This is a genomic window from Marinobacter xiaoshiensis, from assembly GCF_031631795.1.
Lineage (GTDB): Bacteria > Pseudomonadota > Gammaproteobacteria > Pseudomonadales > Oleiphilaceae > Marinobacter > Marinobacter xiaoshiensis.
In genome coordinates, this window is sequence record NZ_JAVMBO010000007.1 from 479,159 (window position 1) to 497,520 (window position 18,362).

Annotated in this window: 17 protein-coding genes and 2 tRNA genes; 10 read left to right on the top strand and 9 right to left on the bottom strand. The window is 53.4% G+C overall.

The features are described from left to right. Positions 1-16: 16 nt before the first annotated feature. Together RKA07_RS05935 and RKA07_RS05940 are read right to left on the bottom strand one after the other, a co-directional pair. Positions 17-1,387, bottom strand: a complete 1,371-nt coding sequence (locus tag RKA07_RS05935; protein ID WP_310965859.1) for a hypothetical protein — start codon at positions 1,385-1,387, stop codon at positions 17-19. A gap of 17 nt (positions 1,388-1,404) precedes the next feature. Next, positions 1,405-2,280, bottom strand: coding sequence for a LysR substrate-binding domain-containing protein (locus RKA07_RS05940; RefSeq protein WP_310965860.1), 876 nt, complete (start codon positions 2,278-2,280; stop codon positions 1,405-1,407). 114 nt (positions 2,281-2,394) lie between these two features. On the opposite strand from RKA07_RS05940, the gene RKA07_RS05945 reads away from it, so the two are divergent. After that, complete coding sequence (locus tag RKA07_RS05945; RefSeq protein ID WP_200369318.1) at positions 2,395-3,330, top strand: DMT family transporter; 936 nt, start codon at positions 2,395-2,397, stop codon at positions 3,328-3,330. Here RKA07_RS05945 and RKA07_RS05950 read toward each other — a convergent pair. Further along, positions 3,327-4,118 carry a class I SAM-dependent methyltransferase gene (locus tag RKA07_RS05950; protein ID WP_200369319.1) on the bottom strand — a complete coding sequence of 264 codons (792 nt, stop codon included), beginning with the start codon at positions 4,116-4,118 and terminating at the stop codon, positions 3,327-3,329. The genes RKA07_RS05945 and RKA07_RS05950 overlap by 4 nt on opposite strands. A gap of 242 nt (positions 4,119-4,360) precedes the next feature. Between RKA07_RS05950 and RKA07_RS05955 the strand changes: the two genes are divergently transcribed. Both RKA07_RS05955 and RKA07_RS05960 read left to right on the top strand, forming a co-directional pair. Then, positions 4,361-5,515, top strand: coding sequence for an MFS transporter (locus RKA07_RS05955; RefSeq protein WP_310965861.1), 1,155 nt, complete (start codon positions 4,361-4,363; stop codon positions 5,513-5,515). A gap of 65 nt (positions 5,516-5,580) precedes the next feature. Then, on the top strand, positions 5,581-6,126 hold the full coding sequence (locus tag RKA07_RS05960) for a DUF5610 domain-containing protein (protein WP_200369321.1): 546 nt from the start codon (positions 5,581-5,583) through the stop codon (positions 6,124-6,126). On the opposite strand, the gene RKA07_RS05965 is transcribed toward RKA07_RS05960, so the two are convergent. The 3 genes from RKA07_RS05965 to RKA07_RS05975 all read right to left on the bottom strand — a co-directional run bounded on the left by RKA07_RS05965 (position 6,123) and on the right by RKA07_RS05975 (position 8,270). Continuing rightward, a complete protein-coding gene (locus tag RKA07_RS05965) occupies positions 6,123-6,986 on the bottom strand; it encodes a PA2778 family cysteine peptidase (protein WP_310965863.1) in 864 nt (287 codons plus the stop codon). The two genes, RKA07_RS05960 and RKA07_RS05965, sit on opposite strands and share 4 nt — an antisense overlap. Positions 6,987-7,036: 50 nt before the next feature. Continuing rightward, positions 7,037-7,438 (bottom strand): PA2779 family protein, encoded by a 402-nt coding sequence (locus tag RKA07_RS05970; RefSeq protein ID WP_200369323.1) that lies wholly within the window; start codon positions 7,436-7,438, stop codon positions 7,037-7,039. 118 nt (positions 7,439-7,556) lie between these two features. Continuing rightward, a complete protein-coding gene (locus RKA07_RS05975) occupies positions 7,557-8,270 on the bottom strand; it encodes a succinate dehydrogenase iron-sulfur subunit (protein ID WP_200369324.1) in 714 nt (237 codons plus the stop codon). 258 nt (positions 8,271-8,528) lie between these two features. Here RKA07_RS05975 and RKA07_RS05980 point away from each other — a divergent pair, with 258 nt between their 5' ends. From RKA07_RS05980 to RKA07_RS05990, 3 genes are read left to right on the top strand one after another with little or no spacing between them, the layout of a single operon-like run. Continuing rightward, the gene (locus RKA07_RS05980) at positions 8,529-10,511 is read left to right on the top strand and encodes a putative bifunctional diguanylate cyclase/phosphodiesterase (RefSeq protein ID WP_310965864.1); all 1,983 of its coding nucleotides are present in this window, start codon (positions 8,529-8,531) and stop codon (positions 10,509-10,511) included. Beyond that, positions 10,511-11,653: an L-lactate dehydrogenase gene (locus tag RKA07_RS05985; RefSeq protein WP_200369326.1), complete on the top strand. Its 1,143-nt coding sequence runs from the start codon at positions 10,511-10,513 to the stop codon at positions 11,651-11,653. Before RKA07_RS05980 ends, RKA07_RS05985 begins: the two co-directional genes overlap by 1 nt. 21 nt (positions 11,654-11,674) lie before the next feature. Further along, positions 11,675-12,046: a DUF488 domain-containing protein gene (locus tag RKA07_RS05990; protein WP_200201063.1), complete on the top strand. Its 372-nt coding sequence runs from the start codon at positions 11,675-11,677 to the stop codon at positions 12,044-12,046. On the opposite strand, the gene RKA07_RS05995 is transcribed toward RKA07_RS05990, so the two are convergent. After that, positions 12,041-13,219: a trans-sulfuration enzyme family protein gene (locus RKA07_RS05995; protein ID WP_200201062.1), complete on the bottom strand. Its 1,179-nt coding sequence runs from the start codon at positions 13,217-13,219 to the stop codon at positions 12,041-12,043. The two genes, RKA07_RS05990 and RKA07_RS05995, sit on opposite strands and share 6 nt — an antisense overlap. A gap of 233 nt (positions 13,220-13,452) precedes the next feature. Here RKA07_RS05995 and RKA07_RS06000 point away from each other — a divergent pair, with 233 nt between their 5' ends. After that, on the top strand, positions 13,453-14,367 hold the full coding sequence (locus RKA07_RS06000) for an AEC family transporter (protein ID WP_200201061.1): 915 nt from the start codon (positions 13,453-13,455) through the stop codon (positions 14,365-14,367). Here RKA07_RS06000 and RKA07_RS06005 read toward each other — a convergent pair. Further along, entirely contained in the window at positions 14,344-15,270 is a 927-nt protein-coding gene (locus RKA07_RS06005) for a zinc ABC transporter substrate-binding protein (protein WP_310965866.1), read from the bottom strand. The genes RKA07_RS06000 and RKA07_RS06005 overlap by 24 nt on opposite strands. Positions 15,271-15,455: 185 nt before the next feature. Between RKA07_RS06005 and gltX the strand changes: the two genes are divergently transcribed. The 3 genes from gltX (at position 15,456) to RKA07_RS06020 (ending at position 17,210) form a co-directional block, all read left to right on the top strand. Then, positions 15,456-16,937, top strand: a complete 1,482-nt coding sequence (gene gltX / locus RKA07_RS06010; protein ID WP_200201059.1) for a glutamate--tRNA ligase — start codon at positions 15,456-15,458, stop codon at positions 16,935-16,937. 113 nt (positions 16,938-17,050) lie between these two features. Next, positions 17,051-17,126: transfer RNA gene (locus tag RKA07_RS06015), tRNA-Ala, on the top strand. 8 nt (positions 17,127-17,134) lie between these two features. Next, positions 17,135-17,210, top strand: a tRNA-Glu gene (locus RKA07_RS06020). A gap of 237 nt (positions 17,211-17,447) precedes the next feature. Here the strand turns inward: RKA07_RS06020 and RKA07_RS06025 are convergent. Continuing rightward, positions 17,448-18,296 carry a 6-carboxytetrahydropterin synthase gene (locus RKA07_RS06025; RefSeq protein ID WP_200201058.1) on the bottom strand — a complete coding sequence of 283 codons (849 nt, stop codon included), beginning with the start codon at positions 18,294-18,296 and terminating at the stop codon, positions 17,448-17,450. Positions 18,297-18,362: the final 66 nt, after the last annotated feature.

Genomic DNA, 18,362 nt, shown 5'->3' on the forward strand with positions numbered 1-18,362 from the left:
TGATTTAGGTAAGAAACTATCGCTTTGCGATGTAAATATAAATAAAAATCACCATCAGCAGTAACGATGACAGGGCAATGGCACCGTTGGGTGGCATCCAGAGAAAAACATCCAACAACCCCGGAAAGTCATCTTTTGGAAGGCTTCTGGAAGCTGTGGTGAGAGAGATAAAAAGCTCCACTAAGGCCACGCCACCAATCCCGGCCAGTATCAGCTCTACGGTTTTGTCTACGCGAGATTTGCGGGCAGCTAGCAACCGGGCAATGCGCGAACGGATCAGGTCAGTTCGCTCCAGGGCGCTTTGAATCAGCCCATCAAGCTTCCATGCTGCACAGCTATCGTTCACTATCGCGGCTCTGTCACCCTGAACACCCACTCGCGCTTCGTTGAATTCGAGTCTTGAGAACTCGAGATGGTCAAGGCTTTGGGTAATATCCGCCATCAGGCGGTTCAATTCACCATTTCTTGTTCGTTGCGCGCCAAGCAGATCGGTTAGCTGTGAATAACTTGATTTCAGAATCCTGCTGTAGATTGCCAGTATGGCGTTGTAGTACTGGCATAGGGAAAGGCCTCGAAACCAGTCATCACGGCTGGCCTCTGCGTCTTCGCTAATGACAAGAACGTTGCCGGAACCAACGTGGTGCCGCTTTTGCCTGAGATCATCAATGGTGCCGGGAAAGGAGACCCACTGGCGGAGAGTGTCCCCTGTGGGGCTGTCGAATTCTTCGGGCTTTATAATTATGCTGCGCCCAGTCCAAAGTACGTGGCTCTCCGGCGCTGTGGGTTCTTTGAAGTGTATGTCTTTGAACACAGTCAGTTTATTTGGGTTCCTGAGTAGCTGGTCAGGAGCTGATCTGCTCTTTCCGAAGCGGCGGTCGAATTCTTTACAGTAAGTTTGGAAAATTGGGTAGAGCAGCGTTTTGTGTATGTCGCCAGCCCCATCAGACAGTGTTTTATCGAGACTGCCTGAGGCTGTCAGTTCATCCAGGATGGCATCATCCACGCTGATGACTACGTCCAGCCTTAGAAGTGCCACAGTGTCGTCATACAAAAATAGCTGGCAGGTTTCGATCTCTCCTCGCCAGTCCTCAACGAGGCGTCTGAGGTTGCTGGAATGAGCAACGCAGTCTGTTGTATCGATGTTGTAGCAGTCGAAGGGCAGAAAGAATTTCGGAAGGCTGTCATGGGCCAGGGTTCCGTAGCCGTTAGCCCAAGGCCAGTCAATACGGCTCAAGGCCTCCGACGGGGGTAGCAGGTGCTGATTCGCTCCTTGCGAGGTATCTGGTAAATGTTCCGGAGTGCTGGCAGCTCGCTGTTCACTGTTGGCACTGATGGGAGAGCGAATTGGCGAGAGAGTAGCAATCCGTAAAGTAGTTATATTGTTCATTTTAAGCCTGACAGCGTTTAGTTGAGTGTTTGTTCATCGGTGGACAGGTGATCGCGTATGAGCTCGGCAAGCTGTTTTACCGGCTCTGAAGGCCGCCCCGGTGGCCTGTGCAGGGCGATATCTACAGACTGCAGGGGTGGCATGCCGTTTCGTTCATCCAGCACCCGCAGTTGTGGTGTTAGCATGTTGCGGGTTACCACAGCTACGGCAAGGCCTGCTGCGACAACGGGCATCAGGCCCGTCATGGATTGGCTGGAGTAAGCCATTCGCCAATCCCGGCCTGCACTGGCAAGAGCTTGCTCTGCAGCATCGCGGAACACATCTGCTCCGGGGGAGTATAACGCCAGAGGTATCGGGTCCAGCAAAGATGGCTGTGCTGTGGCACCGACGGCCCACATCAGCGGTTCCCGCCGTATAACCTCACCCCCTGGAGATCTGGCCTGTCTGGTGACGACCGCCAAATCCATGCTTCCTGCCTGCACCTGCTTTACCAACTCGACGCTTGATCTGCAGGTAACCTGCAATTGCACCGCGGGAAACTGCCGGTTGAAGTGGGACAATACCGACGTTAGAAGAAAGGCATAATCTTCTGGTATACCAAGGTTCACCTCGCCGGATATCTGCTGTTGCTGTACGTCGTCAAGCGCCTCATTATTTAGCTCCAGCATTTTGCGAGCGTAACCCACGAGTTTTTGTCCTTCCGGAGTAAACCTTATCCGCCGTCCGTCCTTCTCATGGAGCGGAACCCCAATAGCAGCCTCTAAACGGTTTAATTGCATACTGACAGTGGATTGGGTGTAGGCCAGTCGTTCTGCCGCCGCTGTTACTGTGCCGGTGTCTGCGATGGTCACCAGGGTCAGCAGCATGTTCAGATCCAGGATGCGATTTCTCAATCAATCAATTCCTGTGATGGGATGTATCAAAAAGCATCGTTTTTGTGATGTTATTGGATTGTATAGCATGTCAGTGTCGAATCAAATTCACTAACCTTGTAAGGAGTCACGACGGTGCATGCGATAATCAGTCCTTCACGCCCACTTTACGTCAGTATCATTGCCGCCCTTTTTGCCGTTGTGCTCTGGGCTGGCGCGCCCTTGTTAGTGGATCTGGCCAGTTCGGTTCCGCCTTTTCAGCTCACAACCATTGCTCTGCTTAGTGCAGCTGTTGTTGCGTTACCCGCGAGTATTCGCAAGCGCCGCAGGCGCAGTGATCGGGAACCGCAGGCGCAGCTAACGTTCAGGTGGAAGCTCGCAATCTATGGCTTGTTGCCTGCCCTGATACTGGGTGCAATAGGGGGCTACCTGACAGGCGTTGGTCTGGCACCGACAGCGGAGGCAGCGTTGATTACCTACACTTGGCCGATCATGTTCATTGTGATCAGTCAGTGGCTGTTTCATCGCCGGATACCGATTCCAGTGCTGTGTGGGGCGCTTATTGCTTTTTCCGGTGCTGCGATGTTGTTGTCACCGGGAGCAGGAACTGAAGGTTACACACAGTATGTGTTGGGATATGCCTTGGCGTTGATGGCGGCTTGCTGCTGGGCACTTTATTCCTGGATTTGCCAGGCCGCGCCGGTTGCGGTTGCGCCAATAATGCCCAGGTTGTTCTTGCTGGCAGCTGCTGGCGCAACCATTGCAGACATGCTCACCGGGACTGCTTTCGGGCTGCCCACCGGCCTGGCTCTTGTTGCTGGCATTGGTTTGGGCGTTGGGCCATACGGGCTCGCCATGCTGGCGTGGGATATAGCGCTTCGTAGTGGTCCGGCAGCGTTGGTTGGTAGCTTGGCTTATGGCGTGCCGGTATTGGCGGCAGCCTTTCTGGTGATTGCTGGGGTTGCAGCTCCGGACTGGCGTTTGCCGCTTGCAGCTGCGCTGGTTGTTGCGGGGTCATTTGTGGCGACAATGAAACCCCGCCAGGCGTATATTGCTGTCAGTCCAGATTAATTGGTATCCCAGGAAATAAACGCCCATTTGAAGCCGTCGCCTCCGCGCTTGGCGCGCTTCGAATCAGCCAGGTACCAAGCTTCTGCTCGTTGCTTTTCTGAATCGCTGAGTGTGCCAAGGGAAAGCTCGGCTTTGGTGACAAAATCCTCAACATTGGCGGTACCCGCCAGGCGCCCATTGGCCTCAATATAGTCCAGGCGGGGGTGCCGCCCCATCTGATACAGAATGTTCAGGATATAAATGTAGTCCGGAATGGATCGCACTTCTCTTCCCAAGGCTTCGATCAGCCCGCGATCTATAAAACTGCCGCCCACCAGGTTGGTCAGGCAGACTCTCTTGTTGGCAGTTCTATCAAGTTTTTGCAGCGCATCGGTCATGTCCATAACGGTGGTCGAGCGAGAAGCAACAACCAGATCACATTTTGGTGTTTCTTCCCAGCTGTCCTCCCAAGCGCGCTGAATTGTGCGAATGTTTGTAATGCCTTGCTTGCGCGCATTGCTCTCGAAGGCTTGCAGCATTCCAATGCTGTAGTCCATGCCAATAACCTGGTGCATTTTTGCAGCCAGCGCTAATCCGATAGCGCCTGTGCCGCACCCCATATCCAGCACGGTGCTGCAGTCACTGGTATTGGTTAGCTCTATAAATGCCTGGGTGTAATGGCTGTCGCTTGGCCGCTTCTGCATCTCTAGAGCCCGTGCGTCCCAGGCACTGGCAGGTTTTTCCTTGCCGCCAGCCAGTGCCATCTGGTCGCGATAAAGTTGTCCGAAATCGATACCGGTTAATAACATAGAGCCGTTCCTGAAATTTAGTGCCTTGAATAACAAACCTGCTGACCACTCAGTTTCCCGGCCTATTCTATAGTATTGCCGGGGAGCCATGAGGCCGCTCTGAAATGCAGATGCAAACGTAATAGAATACGGTCGGTGGATTTCCCTGTTCTACTGTCCGGTGATGTATTAACAGACCAACGCTCAAAACTATTCTGAGAGGGCCGGCTGATGATGCCGGCCAAAACTTCATGGTGGTTTGTGTGTCACTCACATTCTGCTTTGTTGTGTACTCAATGCTGCTAGTGACGGTTCCGGTATATAGCCTGGAACTGGGCGCCTCTCCTTTAATGCTGGGCGTTATTCTCAGTTCTCAGTATCTGCTGCCTTTTTTATTGGCCATTCCTTTGGGAGGATTGGTTACGCGCCATGGCGGAAGGGTAACCCTGGTGATTGGCGCATTTGTGATGGTTGCAGGCTTGCTACTGATGCAGGCAGTGCCGGGTTACTATGGGCTAATAGGTGGTCAGCTATTAATCGGGCTGGCGCATTTGCAGATGGTATTGTCTGCCCAAACTATTATTTCCTCCCTGGCCACTGGGCCAAAACTTGAAGGCTATTTCGGCTGGTATTCCACGTGGCTGTCTGGTGGGCAGGTGGTTGGGCCTTTAATCGCCGGGGGCTGGATTCAGTGGGCTGGAGGTGTGGGCAATCTGTTTTTGGTGATGGCCGGGATTGCTTTGCTCGGGGGGCTATCAGGCCTCGCACTCACGGGTGATGCCACTCGGGGCGTGCGGGTTACTCGCAAACTGACTGGTTTTCGCGCACAAGCTTCGCTGGCTCGGAGCAATACTGGCGTTCAAGTATCAATCGCCATTACCTTGGCTGGTATGTTTACCCTGGGCGTATTCGGCAGTTATCTGCCGGTGTACCTTGATAGCCTGGAAATGAGCGCGGTGATGATTGGCATACTGGTAAGTATCAGGGCAGGGGTTTCTATGGTGATCCGACCGTTCATACCAAGGATTATCTTTGCCGTAGGAGGTCGAGGCAGGGCCACCACGCTGGCCCTTGGTGTTATCACTGTAGGGTTAGCAGGTTTAGGTTTCGCCACCAGTGCACCCTCCATTGCTGTTTTGGCGGTCCTTGTGGGGTTAGGTGGAGGCCTCACACAGCCGCTTTCGATGGTGGTTCTGGCCGAAAGTGTTGGTTCAGAGCAGCGATCTGGTGCCCTGGGTATGCGCTTGATGGTGAACAGGGCCGTTCATTTTGCAGCGCCACTGCTGTTTGGGGCGGTGCTGGGTATAAGTGGCTTTGCTTTGTCGTTTGGACTCTCAGGGCTATTGGTTGCTTTGGTTGCTGTCTGTCTGGTGCGGTTGCAGGCACGAGAGTCAGTTGACGATAATATAACCAATTGATCTTAATGTTTTCGCAGTGCCTGCCGTTAGCCATTACACATAAGCCCTTGCAGGAGGTTAAGGTTATGGTAGCGCCAATCATTGGTCGCGGGCCGGATGTGACCGGTCGAGTGAACACGAGCCCCACCGAAGCCAGGCCAGCAAATCGTGTAGCCGCCGAGGCTCGAATCGAAAAGCAGGCAACTATTCGTACACCTGCAGATGCTATTAATGTGATGCGGGCACGTATGGAGCAGCGGCTTCAGGAAGCCATGGGCGGCCAGAACAAAGCCGTGTCCGGGGCGGACAAGTACGCAGCACAGGCGCAGCCACCTACCGCTTCGGATGTTGCCAGTGTGATCCTCGGATTTGTCCAGAACCGACTGCAAGCAGAAGCAGACGGTGGTGCAGATTTGGAGAAGCTTACAGATTTGATGTCCCAGGCCCGCGCGGGTATCGAGAAAGGTTATGCTGAAGCACGAGAACAGATAGTCGCTTTGGGTATGATGAACGACACCCTGGGTGCGGAAATCGATGAAGGCTTCAATCTTATTCAGGACGGCTTGCTGAATTTGGAAAAGCTGTTTTTGGGCAAAGAGCCTGGCGCGGATAATTCCACCGAGACCGGTTAATCGGCACTCGGTTTTTTTGCAAGTCCCTTCGTTTCCTGGGCTTTGTTCAGCATGGCAGAAGACTCTACTTCTCTGCCTTGTTTGGACAAGGCTTCAGCCAGATTATTCCAGCCAGCACTAATATCAGGAAATTGTTCGGTCATGGCGCGGTAGTATTTTTCCGCTTCTGACCAATGGCCTTGCTGGTAGGCCAGATTACCCAAACCAAGCAAGGCTGCAGGTTGATCGGGCCAGGTTTTGGCGGCGGTGCTGTAGGCAAGTTTTGCAGCGTTTGTTTGCTGGGTCGTTTCCAGATCGTGGGCTGCCATCAGGAATTCCAACGGCTCCGCCGTCGCAGGCAACCGATCTGGCGGCAGCATTACCCGTGCCCATCGCTCCGAGCGATCCCAGGTTGCCATAAAAGCGCTGGCGGGCAGGCGGTAATTCTCTTCTGTTCCGGAATGCAGTATCAGCACTTCCTTTTTGCTGTCGTAGCCAATTACCACGGCAAAGTGCCATTGCGGCCACCATCCAAAACGAAGGTTCTGCAAAACCAGAACCGGGTGCCCAGCTTCAACTTCCTTTAGCACAACGTCCAATTCCGGCTTCAGCGGATAAACCAGCATGCCGTATTGGCGAGCCGCTGCCACCATCTCGACCTGCAACGCGCCTTTGCGCTCAGGCAGGTAGACTTTGCTTACCAATTCATCGGGCGTTGCCTGCACATCCTGGGCGTTGAGCATCATCGCAAGAGAAGCAGGGCCACACTGATACAGCTCTTGAGGATGAAAGGGTACGTTGGTAAGCTTGGCTTTTTCGTAGGCATCGGGCCATCTTGGTTGGCTGGCGCAGCCTGAGAGGATAACCCCCAGGAGCGCCACCAATAGTAGCCGGGCCGAATGTGGCCGGAAAGTATGCATGGAGGTGATGTTTAGCGAATGCAGTTAATAAACGGGAAGATATCCGTTGCACACAGCATGTCTGTAATAATGAAAACCAGCAGGAACAGTACGATTATTCCTACAACTCCTTCACCAGTCGGTGCTTCGGCAAGCTGCTGTTTAAAGTCTGCAAGCTCAGAGGGGGTGAGGCTTTGAATTCTCTCTCGTACTTCCTGTTCGCCCACGCCCATGCTGGCAAGCGCGCCTTTTACGTCTTCGCGCTCCAGCATGCTCATCAGAGCTTCTCGGTCGATATCAGCCCTTTGTTCAGTCAAGAGTTCGCCGGTACCAACAATGTTGGCAGAGGCAGGAATTGCCCACATAGAGCTCAGTATCATTACCAACGCCATAATGGCGGAAACGGACTGGGTGTAGGATCTTATGGCTTGCATCAGGCTGCTCCTGCTAGTTGTTGCTTTGGATATTGATTCTGGATCAGTCAGAGCATAAGTGTAAGCATTTGCGCGCCATTTGCCGTTAAAACCAGATTAACATGCATTAACTTCCGGTTTAGATTTGGTGACGAACAAGCATTGTCTTGATCCGGCCAATTTGCTTCATGGGGTTGAGCCCCTTCGGGCAATAAGCTGTGCAGTTACCAATTCCCCTGCAGCGAAATACGCTGAACGGGTCCTCCAGCTTTGCCAGGCGCTCAGTCGTTGCTGTGTCTCGCGAATCCAGTAAAAACCGGTGGGCTTGTAGCAACCCCGCTGGTCCCACGTATTTTTCCGGGTTCCACCACCAGGAGGGGCAGGCGGATGAGCAGCAGGCGCACAGAATGCATTCGTACAAACCATCCAGTTTTGCACGATCTTCCGGGCTTTGGAGTCGCTCGATCGCGGGTCGCGGTTGGTCGTTTATTAACCAGGGCTGAATGCTTTTGTATTGTTTGAAAAACAGGGATTGGTCTACCACCAAATCACGGATAACTGGCATGCCGGGGAGTGGCCGGATGACCAGTTTGGACGACTTGCCAAGAACATCGGCCACCCGGGTAATGCAGCCAAGCCCATTGCGGCCATTAATGTTAAGGCCATCCGAGCCGCACACACCCTCACGGCAGGAGCGGCGGAAAGAAAGCGTGGGATCGACCGTTTTCAGGTACTCAAGAACGTCCAGTACCATGCGGTTGCGGTAACTGGCATCCACTTCCACATCCTGCACATAGGGCGTGTTGTCAGTTTCCGGGTTGTAGCGATAGAGTTGGACGGTGATAGTTTCCATTGCGTTATCCCTCGTTGCCTCGCTGAAGCGCGAAGGGCCAACTGCCGGTTAAGCGCGCTCCAAGTGATGTTAACGTCCAAAGTTCTAGCAGAGGCAGGTAGCTTTCACCTACGGATATATCAATTTGTACGACTCGGGAATGATCCAGCGCATTGCGGTTGTCTATGTTATTCATTTTAGTGGTGATGATGAAAAGAATGGCCGCAATTTAGTCTATGCTTAGGGCAGTTCCTATCAAACAAGTTTGGGCTCTTGATCATGTCTGAAGCAGACGCTGCCGTTTTCGAAATTTTCCCATGGAACCGGAATTTTGAAACGGGCATTGAAACAATTGATGAGCAGCACAAGGTGCTTGTTGAAATAGTTAACAGGCTTGCCTGGCATTTCGCATCCAGCACCTCCGAGCTTGAAGTTAGCCATGTTCTCGATGAGTTGCTTTCTTATGCCGCTTACCATTTCAAGGCTGAGGAGGAAATCTGGAAAGCTACTCTCGGTGAGCAGGAAATGGTGCAAAACCACCACGATGGCCATCAACTGTTCTTCGTTCAGATCCAGATGTTTCGCTCCAGTGATGAGCCAGGGGAGAAAGTCATGAGCGATTTGTTCTCCTACCTGACCCGATGGCTGGCATTTCATATTCTGGAGTCTGATCGCCGAATGGCTCTCACCATCAAAGCGGTGGAGCGAGGTGTTCCTTTATCAGAAGCCAAAAATGAAGTTGATAGCGAACTGAGCGGTGCGGTGTCTGTGATGGTTTCGGCCTTGTTGGAAATCTACGAAAAGCTGGCTGCCAGCGCCATGCAATTGATGCGTGAAAAAATGGCGCGGCTCAGAGCTGAGGATGAACTCGCTCGCTTGCATCACGACAACCTTAATTCCGCACTCGAGAAACAAGCGTCAGAGCATGCAGAGCAGTTGCAGTTTCTCGCGTATTCGGATCCTGTTACAGGGCTGATGAATCGTAATGGAATACTCCGGGAGATCCGGCATGTTATGCAGCAGGAACATCTGCCGGCAGAATCCTTCGCTGTGATCTCTATTGATCTGGATAATTTTCACAAAGTGAACGCCCGCTTTGGCGAAGAATCTGCCGACCGACTGCTTGGCTTGCTGGCCCGGCGCTGGAAGGATGCAATTGGCAAAGCTGGGAAACTCGCGCGGATCAGTGGAGACGAATTTGTTGTGCTTTTGGCCGATAGCGGAAAAGTAGAAGCCCAGCTAAAGGCATTGAGACTAACAGCAGAGCAGCCGTTCATGCTTGATGGTGGCAGTGTGAGCATGGCATTCACCGCTGGTGTTGTCCGATTTCCCCATCACGGCGCGGATGATGGGGATACGCTTTTGCGGCAGGCTGACCACACGTTGTTTCGCGCCAAACAGGAACAAAAAGGTGAGTGGCTGTTTCTGGATGCCGACGCACAGCGCCAGTCAGTTGAGCGCCAGCGGCTTTTGGCGGACATTCGTGCCGGGCTTGCAGGCGATCAGTTCAGGTTGCTCTATCAACCCAAGGTCTGTCTTAGAACTGGCGGAGTAATAGGTGTTGAGGCGCTGATTCGGTGGGAGCACCCGGAAAAAGGTACCTTGAGCCCAATGCAATTTTTGCCAGCATTGGAGTATCACCCACTGATGATCAGCATAGGTGAGTGGGTTATTAGCCAGGCGCTCAGGCAAATGACGGTTTGGGATAGTGAAGGCTTGGCTTTGGATGTGGGTGTGAATATTGCTGCGGTACATCTCCAGCACCCGGATTTTGCAACCAGGTTGGCCGGGGCGCTGGCCAGATACCCACATGTTGCGCCGCAAAGACTGGATCTGGAAATACTTGAAACAGCTGCTCTTGGTGAGCTTGATAAGGCAGGCAGTATTATTCGGGAATGCGAAAGCCTTGGGGTAACCTTTTCATTGGACGATTTTGGTACCGGCTACTCTTCACTTTCGTACCTCAAAAAGCTACCTGTCAGAACCCTGAAAATAGACCAGGGCTTTGTAAGCAGTGCATTGTTGAATGGTGACGATAGAGCAATCCTCAAAGGCATAATTGGCCTTTCTCATGCGTTCGACAAAAAGTTGGTGGCGGAGGGGGTAGAAACCATGGAACACGGGAAGCTTCTGATTCGCCTTGGTTGCTATCATGCTCAGGGCTACGCCATTGCCAGGCCCATGAAACCAGAGAAAATAGCAGCCTGGAAAAAACAGTGGCGGCCTTATCCTGAATGGTCTGCCGGAGAATACGTAAAATAATGATTACGCCTGCAAATACAATGGATAACCGCAAGATCGCGGAAGCGCGACTGCCGCGAATGATGTTCGATTACTTTGACGGTGGTGCCTTTTCGGAGCAGACCCTCAGGGAAAATGCGGGGGATTTCCAAAAGCTGCACTTCCGCCAACGAGTCATGCGGGACGTGTCTGCTGCCTCTGCTGCTACACGAATACTGGGCCAGGATACCTCTTTACCACTGGCTCTTGCGCCAGTTGGTCTGGCCGGCATGCTCGCCCGCAGGGGAGAGGTTCAGGTAGCACGGGCAGCGAAGAAAGCTGGCGTGCCCTTTTGCCTCAGCACCGTGTCCATTTGTTCGCTGGAAGAGGTTGCCGCGGCAGCCACTGCGGCTAACTGGTTTCAACTGTATGTTTTGAAGGACAGGGGCTACTCGGAAGCCTTGCTTGATCGTGCACACAAAGCCGGATACTCAACTCTGGTGTTTACAGTGGATCTTCCCAAACTTGGCGTACGTTATAGAGATATACGTAACGGTATGAATGGCGGCCTCTCGTCTTGGGGCAAGATACAAAAGCTGTCTGATTTGCTTTCCCATCCCCTATGGCTTTGGGATGTTGCCATCAAGGGCAAACCTCTAACGTTTGGCAACCTGTCTGATGCCGTGCCCTCGGGCCGCAATCCTGAAGATTTCAAAGCATGGGTAGACCAGCAGTTTGATGCGTCGGTTACCTGGAAGGATCTCGAATGGGTACGCCAGCACTGGTCGGGCAAACTGGTTATCAAAGGGATTATGGATCCTGACGATGCCCGTTCGGCGGTAGATGTTGGCGCCGATGGCATTGTTGTTTCCAACCATGGTGGGAGACAACTGGATGGTGCGCCGTCAACCATCTCGGCGCTACCCGCCATCGTAGAAGCCGTGTCCGGAAAAACCGAGATTCTGTTTGATGGCGGTATACAGTCTGGTCAGGATGTTGTGCGGGCGCTTTGCCTTGGCGCGAACGCTTGCCTGGTGGGGCGTGCATGGGCTTATGCACTGGCAGCCGGCGGTGAGGCGGCAGTCGTACGAATGCTGGACAACTTCCGCTATGAGGTTGAGTTGACTCTTGCACTGCTGGGCAAAACTTCGGTAGAACAGTTAAACCCGGATGATATTGTTTGAGCGACAAACGGAGGCTTGCTGATGGATATTCGAATCAAGAGAGCTTACGAAGACGCCGCACGTTCTGACGGCCCGCGCATTCTGGTCGACAGGATATGGCCCCGTGGCGTTGCCAAGGAAGATGCTGATCTCGAGGCCTGGCTAAAAGGGCTGGCGCCTTCCACTGAGCTGCGAAAGTGGTTTGATCACGACCCTGAGAAGTGGAAAGAGTTTCGCCAGCGTTACCTGAAGGAGCTGAAAGCCTCGAAGGAGGGAGACACGGCCGACGCTCTGAAGGAACTGCAGGCGATTCTAAAAGAGCACAAGCGCATAACCCTGGTGTTCGCCGCAAAGGATACAGAGCACAATAACGCTGTAGCCCTTCGCGACTTTCTGGATAACGGCGATTTATAGCGTGCCAAGGGCCTGCTGAAGGTCTGCTATCAGGTCTTCTGCATCCTCAAGCCCAACAGATAGCCGCAGCATACTGTCGCTTATGCCACGGCGTTCCCGTTCCTCCTGACTGATTCCATAATGGCTTGTGGCGCAGGGCTGGGAAACCAGGCTTTCCACGCCACCCAAACTGGTGGCCAGCAAGAAAACCTGCAAGTTGTCGGCAACTTTTACCGCCTGTTCCCGATCCCCTTTGATCTCTATCGTCAACACACCACCAAATCCGTCCATTTGTTGCTTGGCCAGGTTGTGGCCCGGGAAGTCTGGCAAACCCGGATAGAGCACTCGTTTTATGGCCGGATGGCCTTCCATCGCGCGGGCAACCGCCAATGCGTTCTCATTGTGTTGCTTTACCCGCAGGGGCAGGGTTCTGAGGCTGCGAGAGAGTAGAGCAGCGGTTTCTGGTGCGAGAATCTGGCCGAGGTTTTTGCGCCACTGGGCTATGGGCTTTATTCGTTCCGCAGAGGCCATGACTGCGCCTGCTGTAATATCGCTGTGCCCACCAAGGAATTTACTTGCGCTGTGAAGGCTCAAGTCTGCCCCCAGGTTTAACGGCCGTTGGTTCACCGGCGATGCAAAGGTATTGTCTACTGCAAGCAGGGCGCCCTTGGCATGGGCTTGCTGCGCCAGCTGCTGAATGTCCAGTATGCTCAACGTCGGATTGGCCGGCGATTCGCAGTACACCAACATGCCGGGTTTGCTCAGGGCGCTGGCCAGTTGATCGGGTTCATGTCGTAACAGGAAGGTAACGGGAAGGCCCAGAGGTTCCATGTGCTTGGTCAGCAGTTCCTGTGTACCGCCGTAGAGGTCGCCAACGCATACAATGCCGTTTCGACCATGGGCAAACAGGGTTGCCGAGATGGCGGCCATCCCCGAGGCGAAGGCTAGCGCATCTTCTGTCTCCTCAAGGCTGGCCAGGCCTTGTTCCAGCTCCTGGATGGATGGGTTGCTTCCCCAGCGAGTGTACAGATTACCCGGCGCACGGCCTGCAATGACCTCTTGGAGCGCTGCTGTATCCGGAAACCGGTAGGTAGTGGTGTTGTAAATCGGCGAGTAGGGACTGCCAAAGCCATCCTTGTGGCGGCGGTTATGGATGATTCGAGTTGCCTTACCGTGCTCTGAATCTTTGTGCATGGGCTGTCCCTTAAGCTGGCTAAAGTTATAAAAGTAATTTCGCAGTGTAGAGGGAATTATTCTCGCAGGCATGGCTCGCGCTGACTACCGGGGCAGATGACCGTAGGCATAGAGCACTATAGAAATAACCACTTCGGGACGGGTTATTGGTCATCTGATATGCTCGGCTGTTTCCCGGTACCAAGTTCGGGATAGATGCTTATTTTTCAGTTTTTGATGCTGGAGTATTCGGTATGCCGGTTATGGTTCAGGCGCTTGTGCCTGTTTTTGCGCTGATTGTTTTAGGGCACCTGTTCAGGCGCTGGGCATTTCCTTCGATTGAATTCTGGCCTCAGGCTGAGCGCTTTACCTACTACGTACTTTTTCCCGCCATGCTGGTGTTCAAACTTGGGCAGGCTCGTTTACCCGCCTCCGCCTATGGTGACACTGCCTTGCTTATCGCGTCCATGCTGCTGGCGATGACGTTGCTTTTGGTGGTTGTGCAGTTCTTCTGGCGCTGGAATGGGCCGGTTTTTTCTTCGGTGTACCAGGGAGCTATCCGGTTTAATTCCTATGTCGCGCTAGCGGCGGGGGGCATGCTACTTGGCGATGATGGTTTGTCCCTCACAGCTATTGCCGTTGCCGTCATGGTGCCGCTGATTAATTTGCTGTGCATTCTTATGTTTTCGATTGTCACATCCGACGGCCCGGCACGGCTAGCGCCGGTAGTGCGTGCCATTGCGTCAAATCCGTTGATTATAGGGTCAGTTCTTGGGGTGATTTGGAGCTTTTTCGAGATTGGCTTTCATCCGCTTCTCGCTGGAACACTTGAGCCGCTAAGCAATCTGGCCTTGCCTATGGGGCTGATGACTGTTGGCGCAGGGCTTCAGCTAAAAGCCCTGCGAGGCGCTTCCGTGCCTTTCGTAGTGTCGTCTGTTTTAAAGTTGTTGCTGTTCCCGTTTATGGCGGCAGGCTTGGCCCTTCTGTTGGGCCTTGATGGCACCCTGGTGCAAGTAGCGATACTGCTGGCCACTCTGCCAACAGCGACCTCGGCCTATATCCTGGCGCGCCAGTTGGGCGGCGATGCACCCTTGATGGCGGGTATCATCAGTGGCCAGACACTTCTGGCCATGGTGTCTATTCCTTTAATGCTCAGCATTCTCTGGTAGGCACTTGAGCACGGCATCGGCAATGCTTTGCTGGAAGGCCACATAACCCTCCGGAGTTGCGGTTATGTTTGTAGCCAGTGGGTCCCAGGTGCTGAATGTCACATCCAGCCCGGCGGTGATGGAACGCCACCACTGCCGGTTGAATTGGGGCTCCGTTAGCAGGCAGGGATGATTTGCACGGCGCAGGCTGCTCTGAACCTCAGCTATGTGTCTGGCTCCCGGCGATAGTTCGGGGTTGAGTGTTAGCACACCCTCTACATTCAGGTTGTAGTGTTCTGCGAACCGTGTGAAGGCGCTGTGGTATGCAAACAGGCTGGTATCCCGCAAGGGCTCCAGTTGCTTCCGGATTTGCTGCTCTTTGGCTGTCAGTGATGCTCTGAATGCTTCCAGGTTGGCATCGAGGGCAGGCTTGTCTGCCATGTTCCGTTGGGCCAGGGTATCTCGGATGGTTTCTGCCATGGTTTGCGCCATGTGTGGGTCCACCCAGATATGAGGGTCTTCACCATCTCCATGGTCATGTCCGTGGCTGTGTTCATCGTGGCTATCTGCACTGGCAGCGTGCTCGCTGTCTTCATCGTGTTCCATGAGTGTGGTCGAGCGTCCGCCAAATTCGCTGCCCGTCAGCAGGCGATTCAGAAACGTCTCCATTTTGGGCCCTACCCAGAAAATCACATCGGAATCTTCCAGTACCCTGCGCTTTGACGGTGTCATCGAATAGTTGTGAGGGCTGGCGCCTGGCGGCACCAGTGTATTTACCTGCATATCTTCCGTGGCTATCGCGCGCACCAGAAGTTCCAGTGGCTTGATGGAAGTGAGAATGCGAGTGTCGGCAAGCGTGTTGTCGGAATAGAGCAGGGTGCTGGTTGTCAGTGTTAGAGCCAGGGCTATGATTTGGATGCGCATGTTAGGTCTGAATCCTGGTGCGTGTTGGTAATGTTATAATGTAACACCGCTAGTGGTGCCATCGCAAAATCTTGTTGTGTCTCAAAGCGTGAGCGCAATGATACGATTTGCACTCATGCGAAATAATGCCCGGGCCGGTATAATACCGGGCTAATCAAACGGCCACCGATTTTCAGGAAGGTTCCATGACTGTACGTACCCGAATTGCCCCATCACCCACCGGTGACCCACATGTTGGTACCGCCTACGTGGCCCTGTTTAACCTGTGTTTTGCCCGGCAGCACGGTGGCAAGTTTATCCTGCGCATTGAAGATACCGACCAGGCACGTAGTACGGCAGAATCCGAGCAGGATATTCTCAAGGCTCTGCGCTGGCTCGGCCTCAACTGGGATGAAGGTCCCGATGTGGGCGGCCCCCATGGTCCTTATCGTCAGTCAGAGCGCAAGCACTCTTATGCTCAGTACGCCGAAGATCTGGTGACAGCTGGCCATGCGTTCTATTGTTTTCGCACGCCTGAAGAGCTGGATGCCATTCGAGAAGATCGCAAGGCGCAAGGCCTGAACCCGGGTATCAAGGGAAACCTTGAGTTGTCCCAGGAAGAGATCAAGCGTCGCCTGGATGCGGGTGAATCCTATGTTATCCGCATGAAAGTGCCCGACGAAGGTGTTTGCGAAATTGATGACATGCTCAGGGGCACCATTGAAATCGATTGGGCACAGGTGGATTGCCAAATCCTGCTGAAATCCGATGGCATGCCGACGTATCACTTGGCGAACGTGGTTGATGACCATCTGATGGAAATTACCCACGTACTGCGTGGCGAAGAGTGGATTAATTCTGCGCCCAAGCACAAGTTGCTGTACGAGTATTTTGGCTGGGATATGCCGGTACTTTGTCATCTGCCGCTGCTGCGCAACCCGGATAAGAGCAAGCTGTCAAAACGCAAAAACCCCACCAGCATTAACTTTTACGAGCGCATGGGCTTTTTGCCGGAAGCGGTAACCAATTACCTTGGCCGTATGGGCTGGTCCATGCCGGATGAGCGTGAAAAGTTCACCCTGGATGAGATGATCGGGAATTTCGACATCCAGCGCGTTTCCCTTGGCGGCCCGGTGTTTGATGTTGAGAAGTTACGTTGGCTCAACGGCCAGTGGCTGCGCGACGAGCTCACAGAAGACCAGTTTGTGGAGCGCATGAGCCAGTGGTGGTTCAACAAGGATTCGCTCAAGGCAATGGTGCCCCATATCCAGGGTAGGGCAGAGGTGTTCTCCGATGTGGCGCCCATGGCCCAGTTTATGTTTTCTGGCATGCTGGATTTGAAGCCTGAGAACTTTGCCCACAACAAACTGGAAGAATCTCAGATCAAACGGGTATTGCAGTTCACTCTGTGGAAGCTGGAGGCTCAACGTCACTGGAGCAAGGACACCATTTTCGCAGATATCAAATTCCTGGCGAAAGCCATGGATCTGAAAATGGGCGATTTCATGTTTTCTGTGTTTGTGGCTATTGCTGGTACCCCGAACTCCTGGTCTGTTATGGATTCCATGGATATGTTGGGCCCGGATATGACTCGCGCCCGCTTGCGCCAAGCTCTGGAAGTGCTCGGTGGTTTCTCCAAGAAAGAAACCAAGAAAGTGGAGAAAGAGTACGCGGCTTTGGGCGCTTAATGACCAGATTGACCAAGAAATGAGCGCAATGAACAAGGAAGTTCAGAAAAGTTGAAAAAAGTGGGGCGAAAGGTTGACGACCATGGGGTGGATCCTTAATATACGCATCCGTTGGGGCCATAGCTCAGCTGGGAGAGCGCAACACTGGCAGTGTTGAGGTCGACGGTTCGATCCCGTCTGGCTCCACCAATTTTCTAGTCCCCTTCGTCTAGTGGCCTAGGACTCCGCCCTTTCACGGCGGCAACAGGGGTTCGAACCCCCTAGGGGACGCCAATACGGCTTGACGGTTTAGTCCACCGGATAGCCATCAAAAAAACCGCCTTCGGGCGGTTTTTTTGTGCCTGAAGAAAAAGCTGAAGGCTAATACAGAAACTATGGTGGCAAGCAGGGAGAGTGTGCTCCCAAAACTGTGTGTTGCCAGGGATGGCAACACCAAGCCCCCATGGATGGGTTCACGGCGTGTTTTGGGAGCACACTCTCCCTGCTTGTCAGTGCTCGGAGTAGGCAGTGTTAGCGGGAAGCTATGGCACCTTTACCAACACCTTCGTAGGCTTTCACAAGAATCGTGTCAGATGGGAATTTGGCTTTCAGCTCGTCTGCAATGTGAGCGGCAATGAATTCCACAGTCGTATCTGTGTTCATCATATAAACCCGCGCCTCGGGCAGGGTCAGGGCAAACTCACCCTGATTGGACTCATATTCGAAGGTTATGTACGCCACGCCGGCGTCAACATGGCGACGTACGACATCTTCCTCAGAGCCCACATAAATATCCTGCCATAACTTGGCCCAAGAGCGTTCCAGCTCCTCATCACGCTTGCCATTGCGGTCTATCCGAATAGGTGAGCGGTGACCATGGGCGATGCGCTGGCAGTTGCCCAGGTGCTTTTTAAGGCCATGCACGTAGTGATAATAAGCTCCTTCAAGTTCCTCTTCCCGCAGGTTGATCTGCACTGAAGTGACATTCGAAGGTAGAACAGCCAGCAATTCACGTTCGAGCAGAGCGGCGACAGCCGATGGCATAACCCGGTCTGCAGAAAGCCATACAACGGCTTCGTCGGGGGAGCGATGGATAATGTGACTGCCATCGGCAAGTGCCCAGGTGAAGGTGTCAGGCGTATCCTGATTCCAGGAGAGGCCTTCGTAGCCACGGGGTATCACAAGCCTGTGATCCACGCGCTCATCGATGATGCGCTTTATAGTGCGCTTCACATTGCTGAAATCGAATACCATGCCCTGTTCATCAAGCTCGCCCCCCAGCACCACGTCGGCAATCCAGCTTTCCCCGACTAATCCACGGGCGGGATCCAGGTAAGCGAAATCAATAACGGTGAGGTTGTCTACAAACAGATGGTTCATTAAATTTCCGGGCGGGTATAGTTGATTGATGGGGGGATTCTAGCAAAAATCCCTGAGTGAGTGTCT

What these genes read in the sequence shown, in the direction of transcription:
- RKA07_RS05935 (WP_310965859.1), bottom strand. Translation starts at nt 1,387, where the DNA reads ATGAACAATATAACTACTTTACGGATTGCTACTCTCTCGCCAATTCGC.
- RKA07_RS05950 (WP_200369319.1), bottom strand. Translation starts at nt 4,118, where the DNA reads ATGTTATTAACCGGTATCGATTTCGGACAACTTTATCGCGACCAGATG.
- RKA07_RS05960 (WP_200369321.1), top strand. Translation starts at nt 5,581, where the DNA reads ATGGTAGCGCCAATCATTGGTCGCGGGCCGGATGTGACCGGTCGAGTG.
- RKA07_RS05970 (WP_200369323.1), bottom strand. Translation starts at nt 7,438, where the DNA reads ATGCAAGCCATAAGATCCTACACCCAGTCCGTTTCCGCCATTATGGCG.
- RKA07_RS05975 (WP_200369324.1), bottom strand. Translation starts at nt 8,270, where the DNA reads ATGGAAACTATCACCGTCCAACTCTATCGCTACAACCCGGAAACTGAC.
- RKA07_RS05980 (WP_310965864.1), top strand. Translation starts at nt 8,529, where the DNA reads ATGTCTGAAGCAGACGCTGCCGTTTTCGAAATTTTCCCATGGAACCGG.
- RKA07_RS05985 (WP_200369326.1), top strand. Translation starts at nt 10,511, where the DNA reads ATGATTACGCCTGCAAATACAATGGATAACCGCAAGATCGCGGAAGCG.
- RKA07_RS05990 (WP_200201063.1), top strand. Translation starts at nt 11,675, where the DNA reads ATGGATATTCGAATCAAGAGAGCTTACGAAGACGCCGCACGTTCTGAC.
- RKA07_RS05995 (WP_200201062.1), bottom strand. Translation starts at nt 13,219, where the DNA reads ATGCACAAAGATTCAGAGCACGGTAAGGCAACTCGAATCATCCATAAC.
- RKA07_RS06000 (WP_200201061.1), top strand. Translation starts at nt 13,453, where the DNA reads ATGCCGGTTATGGTTCAGGCGCTTGTGCCTGTTTTTGCGCTGATTGTT.
- RKA07_RS06005 (WP_310965866.1), bottom strand. Translation starts at nt 15,270, where the DNA reads ATGCGCATCCAAATCATAGCCCTGGCTCTAACACTGACAACCAGCACC.
- gltX (WP_200201059.1), top strand. Translation starts at nt 15,456, where the DNA reads ATGACTGTACGTACCCGAATTGCCCCATCACCCACCGGTGACCCACAT.
- RKA07_RS06025 (WP_200201058.1), bottom strand. Translation starts at nt 18,296, where the DNA reads ATGAACCATCTGTTTGTAGACAACCTCACCGTTATTGATTTCGCTTAC.